Source organism: Protofrankia sp. Cas3, assembly GCF_963555955.1.
Lineage (GTDB): Bacteria > Actinomycetota > Actinomycetes > Frankiales > Frankiaceae > Protofrankia.
Window position 1 is genome coordinate 23,190 of record NZ_CAUVXP010000002.1, and the last position, 14,888, is coordinate 38,077.

At 68.8% G+C, this 14,888-nt stretch carries 13 protein-coding genes, 1 tRNA gene and 1 pseudogene; 13 read left to right on the top strand and 2 right to left on the bottom strand.

The genetic code is table 11. From position 1 onward, the window contains the following. Positions 1-165 precede the first annotated feature (165 nt). From U9983_RS00595 to U9983_RS00650, 12 genes are all read left to right on the top strand, one after another. Positions 166-1,785 carry a hydantoinase B/oxoprolinase family protein gene (locus tag U9983_RS00595; RefSeq protein ID WP_322752143.1) on the top strand — a complete coding sequence of 540 codons (1,620 nt, stop codon included), beginning with the start codon at positions 166-168 and terminating at the stop codon, positions 1,783-1,785. Between the two features lie 299 nt (positions 1,786-2,084). Further along, positions 2,085-2,771, top strand: a complete 687-nt coding sequence (locus U9983_RS00600; protein ID WP_322752144.1) for a hypothetical protein — start codon at positions 2,085-2,087, stop codon at positions 2,769-2,771. A gap of 151 nt (positions 2,772-2,922) precedes the next feature. Continuing rightward, positions 2,923-4,218 carry a hypothetical protein gene (locus U9983_RS00605; RefSeq protein WP_322752145.1) on the top strand — a complete coding sequence of 432 codons (1,296 nt, stop codon included), beginning with the start codon at positions 2,923-2,925 and terminating at the stop codon, positions 4,216-4,218. Positions 4,219-4,280: 62 nt separating this feature from the next. Next, entirely contained in the window at positions 4,281-5,228 is a 948-nt protein-coding gene (locus U9983_RS00610) for a UTP--glucose-1-phosphate uridylyltransferase (RefSeq protein ID WP_322752146.1), read from the top strand. A gap of 71 nt (positions 5,229-5,299) precedes the next feature. Beyond that, on the top strand, positions 5,300-6,574 hold the full coding sequence (gene glp / locus U9983_RS00615) for a gephyrin-like molybdotransferase Glp (protein WP_322752147.1): 1,275 nt from the start codon (positions 5,300-5,302) through the stop codon (positions 6,572-6,574). Then, on the top strand, positions 6,571-7,077 hold the full coding sequence (moaC, locus tag U9983_RS00620; RefSeq protein ID WP_322752148.1) for a cyclic pyranopterin monophosphate synthase MoaC: 507 nt from the start codon (positions 6,571-6,573) through the stop codon (positions 7,075-7,077). Before glp ends, moaC begins: the two co-directional genes overlap by 4 nt. Then, a complete protein-coding gene (locus U9983_RS00625) occupies positions 7,074-7,655 on the top strand; it encodes a MogA/MoaB family molybdenum cofactor biosynthesis protein (RefSeq protein WP_322752149.1) in 582 nt (193 codons plus the stop codon). Before moaC ends, U9983_RS00625 begins: the two co-directional genes overlap by 4 nt. Then, positions 7,652-8,284, top strand: coding sequence for a GNAT family protein (locus U9983_RS00630; RefSeq protein ID WP_322752150.1), 633 nt, complete (start codon positions 7,652-7,654; stop codon positions 8,282-8,284). The genes U9983_RS00625 and U9983_RS00630 overlap by 4 nt, the downstream gene beginning before the upstream one ends. Before the next feature lie 1,091 nt (positions 8,285-9,375). After that, entirely contained in the window at positions 9,376-10,290 is a 915-nt protein-coding gene (locus tag U9983_RS00635; RefSeq protein WP_322752151.1) for a hypothetical protein, read from the top strand. 139 nt (positions 10,291-10,429) lie between these two features. After that, positions 10,430-10,963, top strand: coding sequence for a hypothetical protein (locus U9983_RS00640; protein ID WP_322752152.1), 534 nt, complete (start codon positions 10,430-10,432; stop codon positions 10,961-10,963). A gap of 428 nt (positions 10,964-11,391) precedes the next feature. After that, positions 11,392-12,087 (top strand): hypothetical protein, encoded by a 696-nt coding sequence (locus U9983_RS00645; RefSeq protein ID WP_322752153.1) that lies wholly within the window; start codon positions 11,392-11,394, stop codon positions 12,085-12,087. 106 nt (positions 12,088-12,193) lie between these two features. Beyond that, a tRNA-Ala gene (locus U9983_RS00650) sits at positions 12,194-12,267 on the top strand. A gap of 692 nt (positions 12,268-12,959) precedes the next feature. On the opposite strand, the pseudogene U9983_RS00655 reads toward U9983_RS00650, so the two are convergent. Continuing rightward, positions 12,960-13,188: pseudogene (locus tag U9983_RS00655) on the bottom strand (tyrosine-type recombinase/integrase); the annotation flags it as partial. Positions 13,189-13,479: 291 nt separating this feature from the next. After that, positions 13,480-13,749 carry a Sec-independent protein translocase subunit TatA gene (gene tatA / locus U9983_RS00660; RefSeq protein ID WP_322750266.1) on the bottom strand — a complete coding sequence of 90 codons (270 nt, stop codon included), beginning with the start codon at positions 13,747-13,749 and terminating at the stop codon, positions 13,480-13,482. A gap of 308 nt (positions 13,750-14,057) precedes the next feature. On the opposite strand from tatA, the gene U9983_RS00665 reads away from it, so the two are divergent. Then, positions 14,058-14,792, top strand: a complete 735-nt coding sequence (locus U9983_RS00665; protein WP_322752155.1) for a CmcI family methyltransferase — start codon at positions 14,058-14,060, stop codon at positions 14,790-14,792. The last annotated feature ends 96 nt before the right edge of the window (positions 14,793-14,888 follow it).

Below are 14,888 nucleotides of genomic sequence, written 5' to 3' on the forward strand. Positions count from 1 at the left end.
CGACCAGCCCACACCGGCGGGTTGGTCATCACCCCGGAAGTAATTCCGGGGTGATGATCACTGGTACTCCTGTAATTACCCGAAGCGTATTCTACGGCGTATGCCAGCCTTGGCTGTGGGAGCCGGCGACACCGGACATCCGCCTGCTTTCGAACGGAGGACGGGATGGATCCGGTGACGCTGTCGGTACTGGCCAGCGCCCTTGCCGGTGTCGCCGAGGAGACCGGGACACTGCTCGTGCGCAGCGCCTACTCGTCCAACATCAAGGAACGCCGGGACTGCTCCGCCGCCCTGTTCGACGCGGCCGGGCGGATGGTCGCCCAGGCCGCCCACGTCCCCGTGCACCTCGGCGCGATGTACGAGTCGGTGCGCGCCGTGGCCGAACGCGGTGCCGTGCCCGGTGACGTGTGGGTGCTCAACGACCCGTTTGCCGGGGGGAACCATCTGCCCGACATCACCCTCGTCTCGCCGCTGGCGGCCGATGGCCAGATCGCCGATGGCCAGATCATCGCCTATGCCGCGACCCGCGCGCACCATTCGGACGTGGGTGGGATGCGGCCCGGGTCGATGCCGGCCGACTCGCAGGAGATCTATGCGGAGGGGCTCATCATCCCACCCGTGCGGCTTGTCGCCGACGGTGAGTGGCAGGACGACATCCTTGAGTTGATCTGTGCGAACTCCCGGACCCCCGAGCTGCGGCGTGGCGACCTGCGCGCGCAGGCCGCCGCCAACCGGCTCGCCGGCACCCGGCTGGCCGAACTCGTCGACCGTCGCGGTCTGGCCGTCGTGCTGGAGGCGTTCACCGAGGTGCTGGCCTACGGCGAACGGCGGAGCCGGGCAATGATCGCGAGTCTGCCGGACGGCCGGTACACCGCTGTCGGCGAGGTCGAGGGCGACGGCGTGAGGGACGACGACATCCCGATCCGGGTGACCGCGACGATCGAGGGGGACGGGCTGACCGTCGACTTCGCGGGAACCTCGCCGGCGGTACCGGGCAACGTGAACTGCCCGCGGGCGGTCACCCGGTCGGCCTGTTGTTTCGCGTTGCGGGTGCTGCTGCCCGACGACGTCCCGGCCAACGACGGCACCTACGCTCCGCTCACGGTGCGCACCGAGCCAGGGTCGCTGGTGGACGCGCGCCGGCCGTCAGCGGTGGTCGCCGGCAACGTCGAGACATCCCAGCGGATCGCGGACACGGTGCTCGCGGCCCTGGCCCCGGCCCTCGCCGCCCGGTCACAGACGGTCCAGTCGGGGCCGGCCGATCTGCCCGCGCAGGGGCAGGGCACGATGAACAATCTGATCATCGGCGGGCGTGGGTGGACGTACTACGAGACGTTGGGCGGTGGCCAGGGCGCCTCCTCTCGCGGACCGGGGCCGTCCGGTGTGCATGTCGGTATGACCAACACCCTGAACACCCCGATCGAGGCGCTGGAGCTGGAATACCCGATGCGGGTCGAACGCTACGAGCTGGACCCGGGCACATCCGGGCCGGGGCGCCATCGCGGTGGCGCCGGGCTGGTGCGGTCGATCCGGGTGCTGGAACCGGCGACCCTGTCGGTGCTCACCGATCGCCGTCGGCATGCACCACAGGGCGCCGCCGGCGGTGGTCCGGGCGCGGTGGGTCGTAACGAGGTGGACGGTGTTGCGCTGGCACCCAAGACAAGTCTTGAGCTGGCAGCCGGCGCGGTCGTCATGATCCGTACCCCCGGCGGTGGTGGGTGGGGGAGCCCGGAGCCGTCGCGTCCACCCGGCGGATCCGGATGGTCCGGACCGACCGCCAGTTGACCAGCATGACGTGGCTGTCAGCGAGGTGCAGCTGCTCGACCTCGCACCTGAACACTGCTTGAGCGATGCGACGGCGTAGCTCTTCGACATTGGTGTCGTCGGGCAGGGGGTAGTCCTCGCCATCGATGGTGATGATCGCTGCCACCGTTTAATGATCGCACGTGTGTTCGATCAAAGCAACGCTGTGGTCCGCGCTTCCGTCGCCTCGGAGCGGAAATGCGCCGATGATCGGGTCTGGGTATGCGCTCGCAGGTGCGGTGCGCGGAGCCGCCCAGAAGTAATGATCATCGGAGGGGTATGTGGGCACCGCCGTGCTGTCGCCGCTGGCGCGATCATTTGACGGCGCGCTGCTGGCTGTGGGCGCGCGGGCGGACGAGGCCGGGCGGGCGGCCGCCTTTGCGGATCTGGCTCGTCGTTACTGCGAGTCTGGTCGTTATTACCATACACTCCGTCACGTCGGCGAGACGCTGACGGCGTTGCAGTTGCTCGTCGCGGCTGATCGGGCCTGGGATCAGCTGACCGGGCGCGCCGGCGCGCTGTCGGCGGTTGCCGGCGGCAGGCTTGCGATCTTCTTCCATGACGCGGTCTATGACACATGTGCGGGCGACAACGAGGCCCGCTCCGGGGAGCTGGCCGTTGCCACGCTGACCGATCTGGGATGTCCACGGTCGGTGATCCGGGACGTCGACCGGCTGGTGCGGGCAACGGGGACGCATGTGTCCGCCGAACCCGACGAAGCCATGATCAACGATGCGGACCTGCGGGTGCTCGCCCGTCCGGCGCCTGCGTACGACGTCTACGTCCGCAGAGTAAGGCGGGAATACGGCTGGGCCTCCCCGGAGCAGTGGGTCGCCGGCCGGGCGGCCGTCCTGCGTGCGTTGCTCGACTGCCGGGTATATGCGACGCCCTGGGCATTTCACCACTGGGAGCCGGCAGCCCGTGCCAACCTGCGCCGCGAACTGGCCGATCTGCGGCGTGTCCGGTAGGTGAACGGCCTGATTCTTTGTTGTCCGAAACTGGATGCTCCATTGATATATTTGTGGTCTGTATTGCGGAGATGGCCAATATATCAACAACTGCGATCATGAATCGGTCGAATGGCTGGCAAACGATGCCACGCTGGCCGACGCTGGGAAGGTGGACGAAACGGATCAGGCAGCGTCCGCCGTGGGCGGCCCGGCGGATGCGGCAAACGACGGTCCATCGATATCGGCCCGGCTCGACGCCTTTGTTGAGCGGCTGCGGATGCTCGGAGCCGTCACCCGGCCGGATGTCGCGCGCGCGTTTGCCACCGTCCGCCGGGACCGCTGCCTGACCGGCTTCTATGACGGTGTGGGGCCCACACCGCGCTACCTCACGGTCTCTCAGGACGACCCACCGTCCGGCGACGTCCTCGACGCGGCCTATGCCGACAGCGCGCTGGTCACCCACATCCCGCAGACGTCCGGTGGCACACAGACTTCCGGGGATCAGAACGCGGTGTTGTCGTCGTGTTCCCAGCCGTCGCTGGTCGCCCGCATGATCGAATGGCTGGATGTGATGCCGGGCATGCGCGTACTGGAGATTGGCGCCGGCACCGGATACAACGCGGCGCTCCTGGCCGTGCTGGGATGCCGGGTGACCTCGGTCGAGGTGTCCCCGCTCGTTGCCACCGAGGCGCGCGCATCGCTGGCACGGCTGGCCGCGGACGGTGTCGACACGTCGCTCGCCACGGTCGTCCACGGCGACGGCTACCAGGGCTGGCCCGACGGTGCACCCTATGACCGGGTGGTCGTCACCTGCGCGGTGAACGGCCTGGCGCCGTCGTGGGTGGAGCAGCTCGGCCCCCGGGGGGGAATTCTCGCTCCGATGCGTCACGGCGGCCTCTCACCGATCATTCTGGTGACGACCGGCGCGGCGGACGCGGCTGCCGGCACCGACGCGGCCGCCGGCGCGATGCATGGCCGGGGCCTGGCACCGGCCGGATTTCTGCCGGTCACCGGACCTCTCGGTTGGTACGGCCCGTCCTCGGTGCCGCCGTTCGTCCGTTCGACCGCGGCGCCCGTCACCCGGCACCGGGTGTTGCCCGCGGACCTGCATCCGCACGATCTGGCGGACCTGTGCTTCGCCGCGGCGTGCCTGGACGAACGGGTGACCCGGGTACATGTCGCCGGGGCGCCCGAGGAGTGGGGCGGCTGTGGCGTCTTCGACCCGGACACCGGATCCGCGGCGCTGTTCACCCACGACGAGGTGATCCTCGCCGGGGACCCGGTCGCCCTCGACACCGCGATCGCGCTCATCGACGCCTGGGAGCGTCTCGGCCGCCCGAAAGTCGCGGACTGGACGTGCCGGTTCGCTCTGTCCGGTCCGCCGGACACTCCGATCCTGCTTGCCATGGACTGGGCCTGCACCACGTCGGCTGGAACCACACCGGGACAAGGGGATCAGCTGTGAGCAAATGGCGATGATGCGCGCCGCGGCGACCCTCGGGCCGGCATCCGGCTATGGTTTCGCCCATGTCAGTAACGAAGGCGGTGATTCCGGCTGCGGGGCTGGGCACCCGGTTCCTGCCCGCGACCAAGTCCCTTCCCAAGGAGATGCTGCCGGTCGTCGACCGGCCGGCTATCGAGTATGTGGTGGAGGAGGCCTCGCGCGCCGGCCTACGAGATGTCCTTCTTGTCACGAGTCGTACCAAGAAGGCGATAGAGGATCATTTCGACCGAGAGACGGAGCTTGAGGCCGCCCTGGAACGCAAGGGCGACACGACCCGGCTGGACCGGGTCCGCGCGTCCGCCGGGTTTGCCGAGGTGCACTCCGTCCGGCAGCAGGCACCGCGCGGCCTGGGGCATGCGGTGTTGTGCGCGGCCGCGCACGTCGGAGGCGAGCCGTTCGCGGTTCTGCTCGGTGACGACCTGATCGACGAGCGTGACTCGCTGCTGGTGGAGATGCTCGCGGTACAGGAGCGTTTCGGGGGCAGCGTCGTAGCCCTGATGGAGGTACCTGAGGATCTTGTCTCCCTGTACGGGGTCGCGACCGTCGACCCGACACCCGTCACGACCGCAGCCGGGACAGCGCCGGCCGCCGGTTACCAGACCGTCCGCATCCGGGACCTGGTCGAGAAGCCTCCGGTAGCCGAGGCGCCCAGCAATCTTGCGATCATTGGCCGGTACATCCTGTCACCGTCGATTTTCGACGTCCTACGGGAGACGCCGCCCGGCCGTGGGAACGAGATTCAGCTCACCGACGCGCTGCGGACACTCGCGACGCTCGGTGACGACGCCGGTGAGCCCGTCCACGGGGTGGTCTTCACTGGGCGTCGCTATGACACCGGTGACCGGGTGGACTACCTCAAGGCCGTGATCCGGCTCGCCTGTGAGCGGTCCGACATCGGCCCGGAGCTGTACCCGTGGTTGGAGGAGTACGTCTCCGCCGGGGGCCCCAAGGCCGAACCCGGCCTGTGCTGACCGGGCGCCTAGTGTCGACCGGGCGCCCGTTTGACCGGAGTCTGTGATGATCAGGGGTCTGTGATGGCCGGATGAAGTCGGTGGATGCGCATGTCGCCGACATCCTCGACGTGGTCGTCCCGTTGCGGTCGCGGTCGCTGTCGCTGCGGTCCGCGCACGGCTGCGTGCTCGCAGCGGACCTTCGCGCCGGTTCCGCCCTGCCCGGGTTCGACAACTCGGCCATGGACGGATACGCCGTGCACATCGCTGACGTGGCCGACGCCGGCCCCGGGCGTCCGGTCACCTTGGCGGTCACCGGGGATATTCCGGCTGCGGCGGGCATACCGTCGCCGGTGACGCGCGGTAGCGCGGCGCGGATCATGACGGGCGCGCCGCTGCCGCCCGGTGCCGACACCGTCGTCCAACTTGAGTGGACCGACGGTCGGATGGACCGGGTGACCGTGACGCGCGCGCCCGGGCCCGGTCAGAACATCCGGCGGGCCGGCGACGACGTGGCCGTGGGTGACCTGGTCCTGCCCGCCGGGCGGCTGCTCGGTGCGGCTCAGATCGGCCTGCTGGCCGCGCTCAACGTGGCGACTCCGGTTGTTCATCCGCGCCCTCGGGTCGCGGTGCTCTCGACCGGCAGCGAACTGGTCGAGGTGGGGGAAGCCCTCGGCCCGGGGCAGATCGTCGACTCCAACAGCCACGCGGTGGCGGCGGCGGCACGGGAGGCGGGCGCGCAGATACGGCGGCTTGGCGGCGTCCCCGACTCCCCGGACGCGTTCGCCGCGGTGCTTGCCGGCGTTCTCGCCGACGTCGATGTTGTGATCACCACTGGCGGGGTGAGCGTGGGAGCCTTCGACGTGGTCAAACAGGTCCTCGCCGGTTCGGGAAAGGTCCGTTTCGAGCCGCTGGCCATGCGGCCCGGGATGCCACAGGGATTCGGGGTGATCGACGGGGTGCCGATCTTCACGTTGCCGGGTAATCCGGTCAGCGCCCTGGTGTCGTTCGAGCTGTTCGTCCGACCCGCGTTGCTGCGGATGCGGGGGCTCGCGTCCGTCCACCGTCCGACGCTGGTCGCCACGACCGCGCAGGAGCTGCGCTCGTCCCGGGGCCGGCGTTCGTATCTGCGGGTCCGGTTGGCCGCGGCCGGAGCCGGGCGGCCGCCGGTCGCCCATCTGGCGGGTGGCCAGGGATCGCATCAGCTGTCGGCCCTGGCCGTCGCGGACGCCCTGTTGATTGTTCCGGAGGACGGTGCCGACCGGCCGGCGGGGACGGAGCTGACCGCGCTGCGGCTCGGTGACGACATGGCACCGTTCGATGCCGGGGTGTCGTGGTCCGATGCCGGGATGGCGGCGGACACATGATCGAGCCACGGCTGACCCACGTGGACGCCACCGGTGCCGCGCGCATGGTCGACGTCTCCGCCAAGGACGTGACCGTACGGACCGCGGTCGCCCGGGGGTTTCTGCGGGTCGCACCAACCGTCGTCGATCTGCTTCGCGGCGCCGGTGTACCCAAGGGGGACGCGCTCGGTGTCGCCAGGGTGGCCGGCATCATGGGCGCCAAGCGCACACCCGAGCTCATCCCGCTGTGTCATCCGATCGCGCTGTCGGGGGTCCGGGTGGAGCTGGACGTCCACGATCATGGAGTTGAGATCACCGCGACCACCCGGACGACGGACCGCACCGGCGTGGAGATGGAGGCGTTGACCGCGGTCGCGGTGGCCGGGCTCGCCCTGCATGACATGGTCAAGGCGGTTGATCCGGAGGCGACGCTCACCGACATCCGCCTGCTGGCCAAGACCGGTGGGCGCTCCGGTGACTGGCACCGCACGCCGACCGATGGGCGTGGCGGTGGCGCCCGGTGAGTCATGCGCTGGAGGTACCCGACGGCGCCCGCGCCCGGGTGATCACCGTCTCGGATCGCGCGTACGCCGGCAGTTACGCTGACCGGTCCGGGCCGTTGGCTGCCCAGGCGTTGGGTCTGATCGGTTTTGCCGTCGACGATGTGGTTGTCGTCCCCGATGATCGCTCGGCGATCGTGATCGCGCTGGAGGCTGCCGTTGCGGCCGGCATTCACCTGGTTGTCACCACCGGCGGTACCGGTCTCGCACCCAGGGACGTCACGCCGGAGGCGACCCGACAGGTCATCGACCGAGAGGTGCCCGGGCTCGCCGCAGCCCTGCGCGATGCCGGCCGGGCGGCGGTTCCGACCGCGGTGCTCTCCCGTGGCGTCGTCGGTGTCCGCGGCGGAACACTGGTGGTGAACCTGCCGGGTTCTGCGGGCGGCGTCTCCGACGGGGTGCGCGTGCTGGCCGGGGTGGTCGGGCATGCGGTGGCCCAGATCCGCGGCGGCGGTGATCATAGTCATGTCGATCAGGGCCGCGTCGATCCGGGCGGGGTCGATCCGGGCCGTTCCGGCCGTGGGTCCGGAGGGACGGGATGAGGGCACCGGGGTGGCCGGCACGTCTCACCGACGGGTCGGTGGGCGTACGTCCACTGCGGCTGCGTGAGGCTGTCACCTGGGTCGAAATCCGGGTACGCAACGGTGAATGGCTCGGACCCTGGGAGGCGACCCCCAAGGCGATGTCGGCCACGGCGGACGCATGGGCGCAGCGCCAGACCATCGGGGTGTACAGCCGGATGGTGCGACGGTTGCATCAGCAGGCACGTCTCGGTGCCGCACTGCCCTTTGCGGTGACGTTCCAGGGGCGACTGGTGGGGCAGGTCACCGTCTCCACGATCGTTCGTGGTGCGCTGAACAGCGGGCATCTCGGCTACTGGGTTGACCGCGGCTATGCCGGGCGCGGTATCACGCCGACCGCGGTGGCGCTGGTCGTGGACCACTGTTTCGCCGCGGCGGCACTGCACCGGGTGGAGGCGTACGTCCGGCCGGAGAACACGGCGAGCCGCCGGGTGGTGGAAAAACTGGGGTTCCGCGAGGAGGGGTTCCACCGGCGCTATCTGGCGATCGGTGGGGCTTACCGGGATCACATCAGCTATGCCATCACCGTGGAGGACGCCCCGGAGGGCTTACTGAACCGCTGGCGTGACACCCGCGCCTCACGTACCTGAGTGCGACCGGGTACCGGTCGCTTCTTAACTTCGGGTAGTCATATGACGACTTTCGCGTGTGATGGTGTCCACGTGAAGGATGCGGTTGTCACGGTTTGTCGGTCCGATAAGATCTTTTTGTGACGTGGAAGCGGCGCCGTCGGAGGGTTGATCGACTTTAATGGTGTCTGCCTGTATCGAAGATGTTGCCAGATGTGAACGTGGTATAGATCGCGATGGTGCGACACGCGGGCATCAGGTCGGTGACCAGACGGTATTCCCTCACTAGCGTTTCTTAGAGCGCCCGACAATAGGGGTGTGGATCAAGGAGCGGGGCTGCGGTGGGTGCATCGCGAGGTGGAGGAGGGAGTCACCCTGGTTCTGGGTGTCGACCGACGACAACACTGCGAGGTGCGTGCCCCGGCCCCGCGACGCCGCGTCCCTATTGCCGGTCGCTCTTACTGCCGCTGGTTGCGCGAGCCATTTCATGATCGCGCCGCTCGGGCATCCTCGCATTTCGGTGCAGCTGACATGCGAGGTCCGGGCCGGCCGGCGTCATCTTCGATATCCGAGTCGGCAGGAAGGCAACCGTCCATGGTCAGCTCGCCCGCGCGGCAGTCTGCGCCGCCTCAGCCACGCGCGGGTGGTTGCGGGTTCGCGGCACGGTACTGTCTTCCAAACCCACGGCCATGAGCGCGCTCATCTGGCTCGCGATCGTCGCGGTCTGGGGTTTCGTGCTAATCCCCATGTGGCTGAGGCACCATGACAGCACGTTGGAACAGCGGTCAGCCGAACGTTTCACGATGGCCATGCGAGTCCTGTCACGGCGAGGGGCGTCGCGGCCGGGTAGGGGGTCCGTGATGCGGCCAGTCGCTTCCCAGCCGGATGAGGACGCGGCCTCCGGACCTGCGCGTTCTGTCTCTTCGGCGGAAACCCGGGCGCGCGGTGTCAGGGCTTCCGCTCCCGTCACTCCTGGTCATGTCCCGTCCGGAGAGAGAGCCGGAAGCGGCCGGCGCGCAACGCCCCCACCGCGACGGAAGGCCGACGCGGACCGGCTGGCGCTGGTTCGGCTTCGCCGCCGGCGACTCCTGGTACTGTTCACCGCCGTATCGGTGACTGCGCTGCTCGCCGGGTTGTTGAGCGGTATCTTGATCGCGTTTCACCTTCTGATGGATGTCGCGTTCATCGGCTACCTCGTGCATCTGCGCCGGACCGCCCAGGCTGACCAACGCCTGCGTGCCTCCCGGTTGGCGCTGGACCGCCGGATCGCGGCGGAGCGGGTCGCCCGGTACGGCCATCGGACGGCTTACCCCGGTGCCGCTGACAGCGTGGCCGGGCCGTGGGCGTCTGACAGTGAGCCCTTCCGGCTGTCGGACTCCGTCGTGGTGCGTCGTGACCCCGACCTCGGTGCTGACCGCGATCTCGGGGCCGCCGCCGCGGAGACCGTCGACCTTTCCCAGATCGCAGCGGCTGCTGCTGCAGCAGCAGCGCGTACCGGGGTCGGCAGCGGCGGGCGGCAACCGCAGGTTGTCGACGGCACGGTTGTCGAGGGCACGGTTGTCGATGGTCGGGGCGCCGCCGGTCAGGGCACCTACGACCTGCTCGGAAACGCAACGGTCACCGCGGGATCCGCGCCGACCGCGGTTGGCGCTACCGGCGACCCCGCGAATGTGGCATATGCCGATGCCGACTACACCGAGTACACCGAGTACACCGAGTACACCGACACGATCGAGGATGAGACCCTGGCCGATGCCGAGCAGGGCTCCGGTCAGGGGGCGGGATCCCCAGGTGGCGGACGTGCGGCGGGCCGGTCGGGAACCCGTCCGAACACGTCCAAGCCGGGGCGGGTGCAGGTGAATCCGCCGGGGACGCATGGCGGTCTGACCGCGGGGCCGGCGCCGGCAGCCGGCTCGCAGCAACCCGAAGCGGCAACTGAGGCGGAAGCCGGGGCGGAGACCGGGGCGGAGACCAGGGATCCGGACGAGCTCGACGAGTTGCTCCGTCGGCACGCGGTCGGAAGTTGAGCGCACCGGCGGGTGCCGGCGGCTCTCAGAGCGAAGATCGAATATGGTGGGTGAGTCGTCTGATTGACGAACGTGTGCAAAAATCTACCTCGTGATGAGCCGTTGATGATCATTTTTTGCCGATGATCGCAGCCTGCCGATGATCGCTGCCTTCGGTGGCGTCCAGATCGACAACCGTGATACCGACCCGCCTCGCTTCCGCGAGTGTGACCTGGCTGATGTCGAACGGCGGACGGCGGCGGCCCTCGCGAAACTGCGTCCACGGCTGCTGGTCGGGGCGGCTGCGTCCGGGGCCGACCTGGTGGTGCTGGCTGTCGCGCGCGCGGAAGGGCTTGGCGTGCGAGTGGTACTGCCGTTCGACGTCGACACGTTCCGACGGACGTCGGTCGAGAACCGCGGGCCGCTCTGGTGTGCCCGGTATGACGAGCTGATCGCCTCGTTGAAGCCGTGCGAGTTGGAGATCCTCGGTGAGGTCGAGGACGAGAAGGTGTATCACCGCACGAATACCCGCCTGCTCGCACGCGCCGCGCAACTGAGACGAACACCCGCGGAGGAAGTGGTCGCGCTGGTGCTGCGTCCGATCGTTTCGCACCGCGCGTCGGTAGCCGACGATCTGGTGGACAAGGCCAGGGTTGCGGGCCTTCCCGTCGTCGAGGTGTCCACTCTCGGCTGACCGGGGTCGAACGGGTTGGTGGACGCACGGGCTGGCGGTCGCACGGGCTGTGCATAATGGCTGCGTGACCATGTCCGCGCCGCGCTTCGCCGAGCTGATCGCCGGGGTTGTCGCGCGCGCCGACGCGGGGGTTTGTTGTCGGTGCCCTCGCGTGCGCTGACGTCGGCATTGCCGTCCTGACGTCCCTGGCCTGGTCGTCCGACCGGTCCTGCACGCGAGGGACCGTTGTCGGAGAAGCCCTGATCGGTTCTGCCTGACCTGTCCAGATCAGGCGGCAGTCAGCTGATGCATCCACCAGGTTGCTGTTTGACGACCACGTGGGTATACGGCCCGTGTCCGGTATCGCTCGGTATCATGTGCTTCTCCTGTTTCTTGTGCCATTGCCTGCCATTCGCCAGTCAGCACTGATATGAGCGCAAAGGGGTGTCATGGTGAGTTATGACCATAGCGCTCAGCGTAACAAAAGGTTCTCCGGTGGCCTCGCTGCCCGGGCGCGGACGTTCAACGAGTGGACCGCGGATCTGCGCGCTGCCGGCTTCTGGCTCTGCCCAGCCAGCTGCGGGGTGCCGGTAGAGCTGCGCGGGCTGCGCCCGGATGGGTTCGGCTTCCATCTGCGCTGCCGCGGCGTGCGGGTGACACTGTCGTTGTTTTGCCCCGGGCGGGCGATGTGGCAGCTGCCGCACTGGGACCCGAGGTGGACTCCGGAGGAAGGTCTGTCGCTCTGGGTGAACCATCCGATCGATCATCCATCGTCGGGGTATCGGACGTTCGGGAGCCGGGTTCTGTCTGCATCGGACCCGGGCGGCGATGCGTGCGGCGGCGATGCGTGCGGCAGCGGTTCGAGGCGCCCCAGCGTTGTTCCCGACCCCAGCGCTGTTCCCGACCGTGCGCGGATGGTTTTCGACCGCGAGGAGGCTCCCGACCACCAGGTGCTCTTCGACGGTGGCCGGGAATGTGGCTGGCGTGGCCACGAGGCGGGCCTGCTGAGGCCGGCTGCTGCGGCGACGCTGTTCGCCTGGCTGATGGCCGAGGCGGACGCGGCCCGCGGTGCCGGCCCGGCGGTGGTACGGGTACCCCGCGCAAGGGCGGGAGAGGCTCCGCTGGCTCCAGTCAGGACCAGCTGAGCTGAAGGGTGACCTCCGGAGCTGCGCAGGACGACGATCGTGTTCTCTTCGGCCGGGGCCGGCTCGTCACGCCCGTCCGGGTCTGCGGTAAGCTTCAGAAGCTCCAGGGGGTGTAGCTCAGCCTGGTAGAGCGCCTCCCTCGCACGGAGGAGGCCAGGGGTTCGAGTCCCCTCACCTCCACACATATTGTTAGGTCATGGCTTTGATCAGATTGATCTGATCAAAGCCTTTGATCGTTTGTCCGTCATTCGTCCGCGGGACTGGACGTCAGAGACCGGTACCCTCCAGGACCAGCCGGTTGTGACCCTCACCACAGGGCCCGCTTTGCGGGCGTCCGTAGCTCAGGCGCGATCAGTACTTGGACAGAGGCCAGCCACACCCGTCCCGGGAATCGCACCACCGCCGGTGTCGACTGTGATCGCCAGCGTGACGTTGTCCTGGTGATGCTGCCGGCGGCCACGGGAAACTCCCGTAGGCGGCCAGGGACCGCACTACCCTGATGATCGTTTTTGCCGGTTGGATCGGTGAGCATCACACGGTCCGTCGGTTCGTGGAGCTCAGGGACACCCGTAGGGCCAGTCGCCGGCATTTCCCTGCTCGCCGCTGTTGTCGCGGGGGGCTCGACCGGTTCGAACACCACAACGGCCTCGGCGCTGTGCGCATCGGCGGCCGGGCCTTCGTCGCCGCCGTCTTGGTTGTGCTCGCCGTGGTGACGGCCGCGCGGGGCCTGTCGCGCCGACCCGGAGACTGCCGGTAAGAAAGGGGTCGTCCCCGCAGACAGGCTCAGCGGGCGGTGTCGAGAGTGTGGAGGAGGTTGCTGGTCTTGACGCGGTAGAGGCGGCCGATGCGGTGGACTTCGCAGGGGAATTCGCCGCAGCGGGCAACACCCGCCGGGCGTCTTCCACTGTTCAGATGCCCGTAGGTATCGACGGTGGTCGTGATGGAGGCATGACCGAGTAGCTCCTTCACGCTCTCCATTCCGGCGCCGTTGCGCAGCAGCCAGGTCGCATATGTGTGGCGAAAGAGATGTGGGCTGAACAGAATGCCGGTGATATGGCGCAGCCGGACGACCAGATCGTAGACCGCGGAGTAGGTCAACGGGCTCCGGTCGTCGGTGTCGTTCCCCGTACCCATGCGAGACGTCGACGCCTACGCGACATCGAGCGACGCCCGGAGTGTCTGGCGGATGACGTCGCCGGCGTTCGTGTGATCGGCAGCCGGCCGTGCGGCGAGCGCCGCCCGCAGTTCCGGGTCCAGTCATACCGATACCACGTCCGCGGGGGATGATCCCAGCGGACGGCGGCCCCCGCGTTGCCGCAGCTCTGCAACGTCATGACCGGCCTCGGCCTCGGCCTCCGCCGCCAGCCGATCCAACCGTCGGCCTGTTAGCGGTCAGCCGGCCTGCGGGCCGCCCCGGACAGCGGCGAGAGTGGCGCTATCGGCGCTGGCGAGGGCGGCCGGGCTCCCGTTGCCGGTCACCGCAGCGGGCGTGGCCGCCTGGGCGGTGGTGGTGTCGTCGTCGTTCAAGGCGCGGATCTCCGACTTGAAGATCCTCAATGAGCGGCCGATCGAACGGGCCGAGTCCGGCAGTTTGCGGGAGCCGAACAGCACCACGAACACCACGGCGACGATTAGCAGATGCCAGGGGCTCAACGCACCCATCACGATTCCTCGATTCGCGCAGGTCGGGTAGATCCGCTCCCCGGAGACGGTGCTCCGGCTCAATGGGTACGGCGCCAACCCCATTGTGCCGTGACCCGGCCGGGTACGTCACGGGTGAGAGGGTTATCCGCCGGTAAACCCTCTGATGGCGTAGCGGACCGGCGGCAGACCCGGGTCTGCCCTGCCCTGGCCAGTCCGGTCGCTGCCGGTAGATTCTGCCAGAATAAACGGGGAACGGGGTGCTCCGGCTGGCTTGCATGGCCGCCGGTGACGGTGAAGTGAGGGCCGTTGGGGGTCGTTTGATCAGCTTGTCGTCCGCGCCGCGGCGGCCCGGCCAGCCCGCGCTGCCGCCGCCGGTGTCGGTAAGGCTGGACAGCTCGGTCGCGAGCCTGTGGCAGCACCGTGTCGATCAGCATGTGCGTGACTGGTACATGGGTCTGCGGCTCCAGAAGTTCCCCGAAGACCTGCGGGTGTATGAGCATCTGCTGTGGGAGTACCAGCCCAATGTGGTGATCGAGCTCGGTGGGCATCGGGGTGGCAGCGCCCTGTGGTTCCGCGACCGGCTGGTGGCGTTGGCCCGTTACCGGCCGCTGGGCAGGCCGCTGGTCGTTTCTGTCAGCTTGGATACCACACCAGCCCGCGAGGGGGTTGCGCTGCGCGACCCTGGCCATGCGGACAGCATCGTCTTCATCGACGGGGACGTGCGCGACCCCGACCTGCCTGGCCGGGTCGCCGCCGTGCTGCCGGGCGAAGCCCGCTGTCTGGTTGTCGAGGACACCGCGCATGAGTACGACACCACCATGGCGGCATTGGCCGGGTTCGGCCGGTTCGTCGCCCCCGGCGGCTACTTCGTCGTCGAGGACGGCATCGTCGACGTCGCCGGCCTGCGTCCGGTCAACGCCGGGTGGGGTGGCGTGCTGCTCGCGATCGACGAGTGGCTCGCCACCGACGACGGCCGCGCGTTCACCGTGCGCCGAGACCTGGAAATGTACGGGCTGACCACCTGTGTCCGCGGGTGGCTGCACCGTCGCCCGTCAGACTAGGCTGGAGTTGCGCCCGGCCACCCCCACCGGCATGATCCTCGGCTGGGTGGAGGGCCGCCGGCCCGGCAGGCAGAGTAGCGGCATTTCCTCGGCGGC

Coding starts and splice junctions, on each gene's coding strand:
- U9983_RS00595 (WP_322752143.1), top strand. CDS start 166: ATGGATCCGGTGACGCTGTCGGTACTGGCCAGCGCCCTTGCCGGTGTC.
- U9983_RS00610 (WP_322752146.1), top strand. CDS start 4,281: ATGTCAGTAACGAAGGCGGTGATTCCGGCTGCGGGGCTGGGCACCCGG.
- glp (WP_322752147.1), top strand. CDS start 5,300: ATGAAGTCGGTGGATGCGCATGTCGCCGACATCCTCGACGTGGTCGTC.
- moaC (WP_322752148.1), top strand. CDS start 6,571: ATGATCGAGCCACGGCTGACCCACGTGGACGCCACCGGTGCCGCGCGC.
- U9983_RS00630 (WP_322752150.1), top strand. CDS start 7,652: ATGAGGGCACCGGGGTGGCCGGCACGTCTCACCGACGGGTCGGTGGGC.
- U9983_RS00640 (WP_322752152.1), top strand. CDS start 10,430: ATGATCGCTGCCTTCGGTGGCGTCCAGATCGACAACCGTGATACCGAC.
- U9983_RS00645 (WP_322752153.1), top strand. CDS start 11,392: ATGGTGAGTTATGACCATAGCGCTCAGCGTAACAAAAGGTTCTCCGGT.
- tatA (WP_322750266.1), bottom strand. CDS start 13,749: ATGGGTGCGTTGAGCCCCTGGCATCTGCTAATCGTCGCCGTGGTGTTC.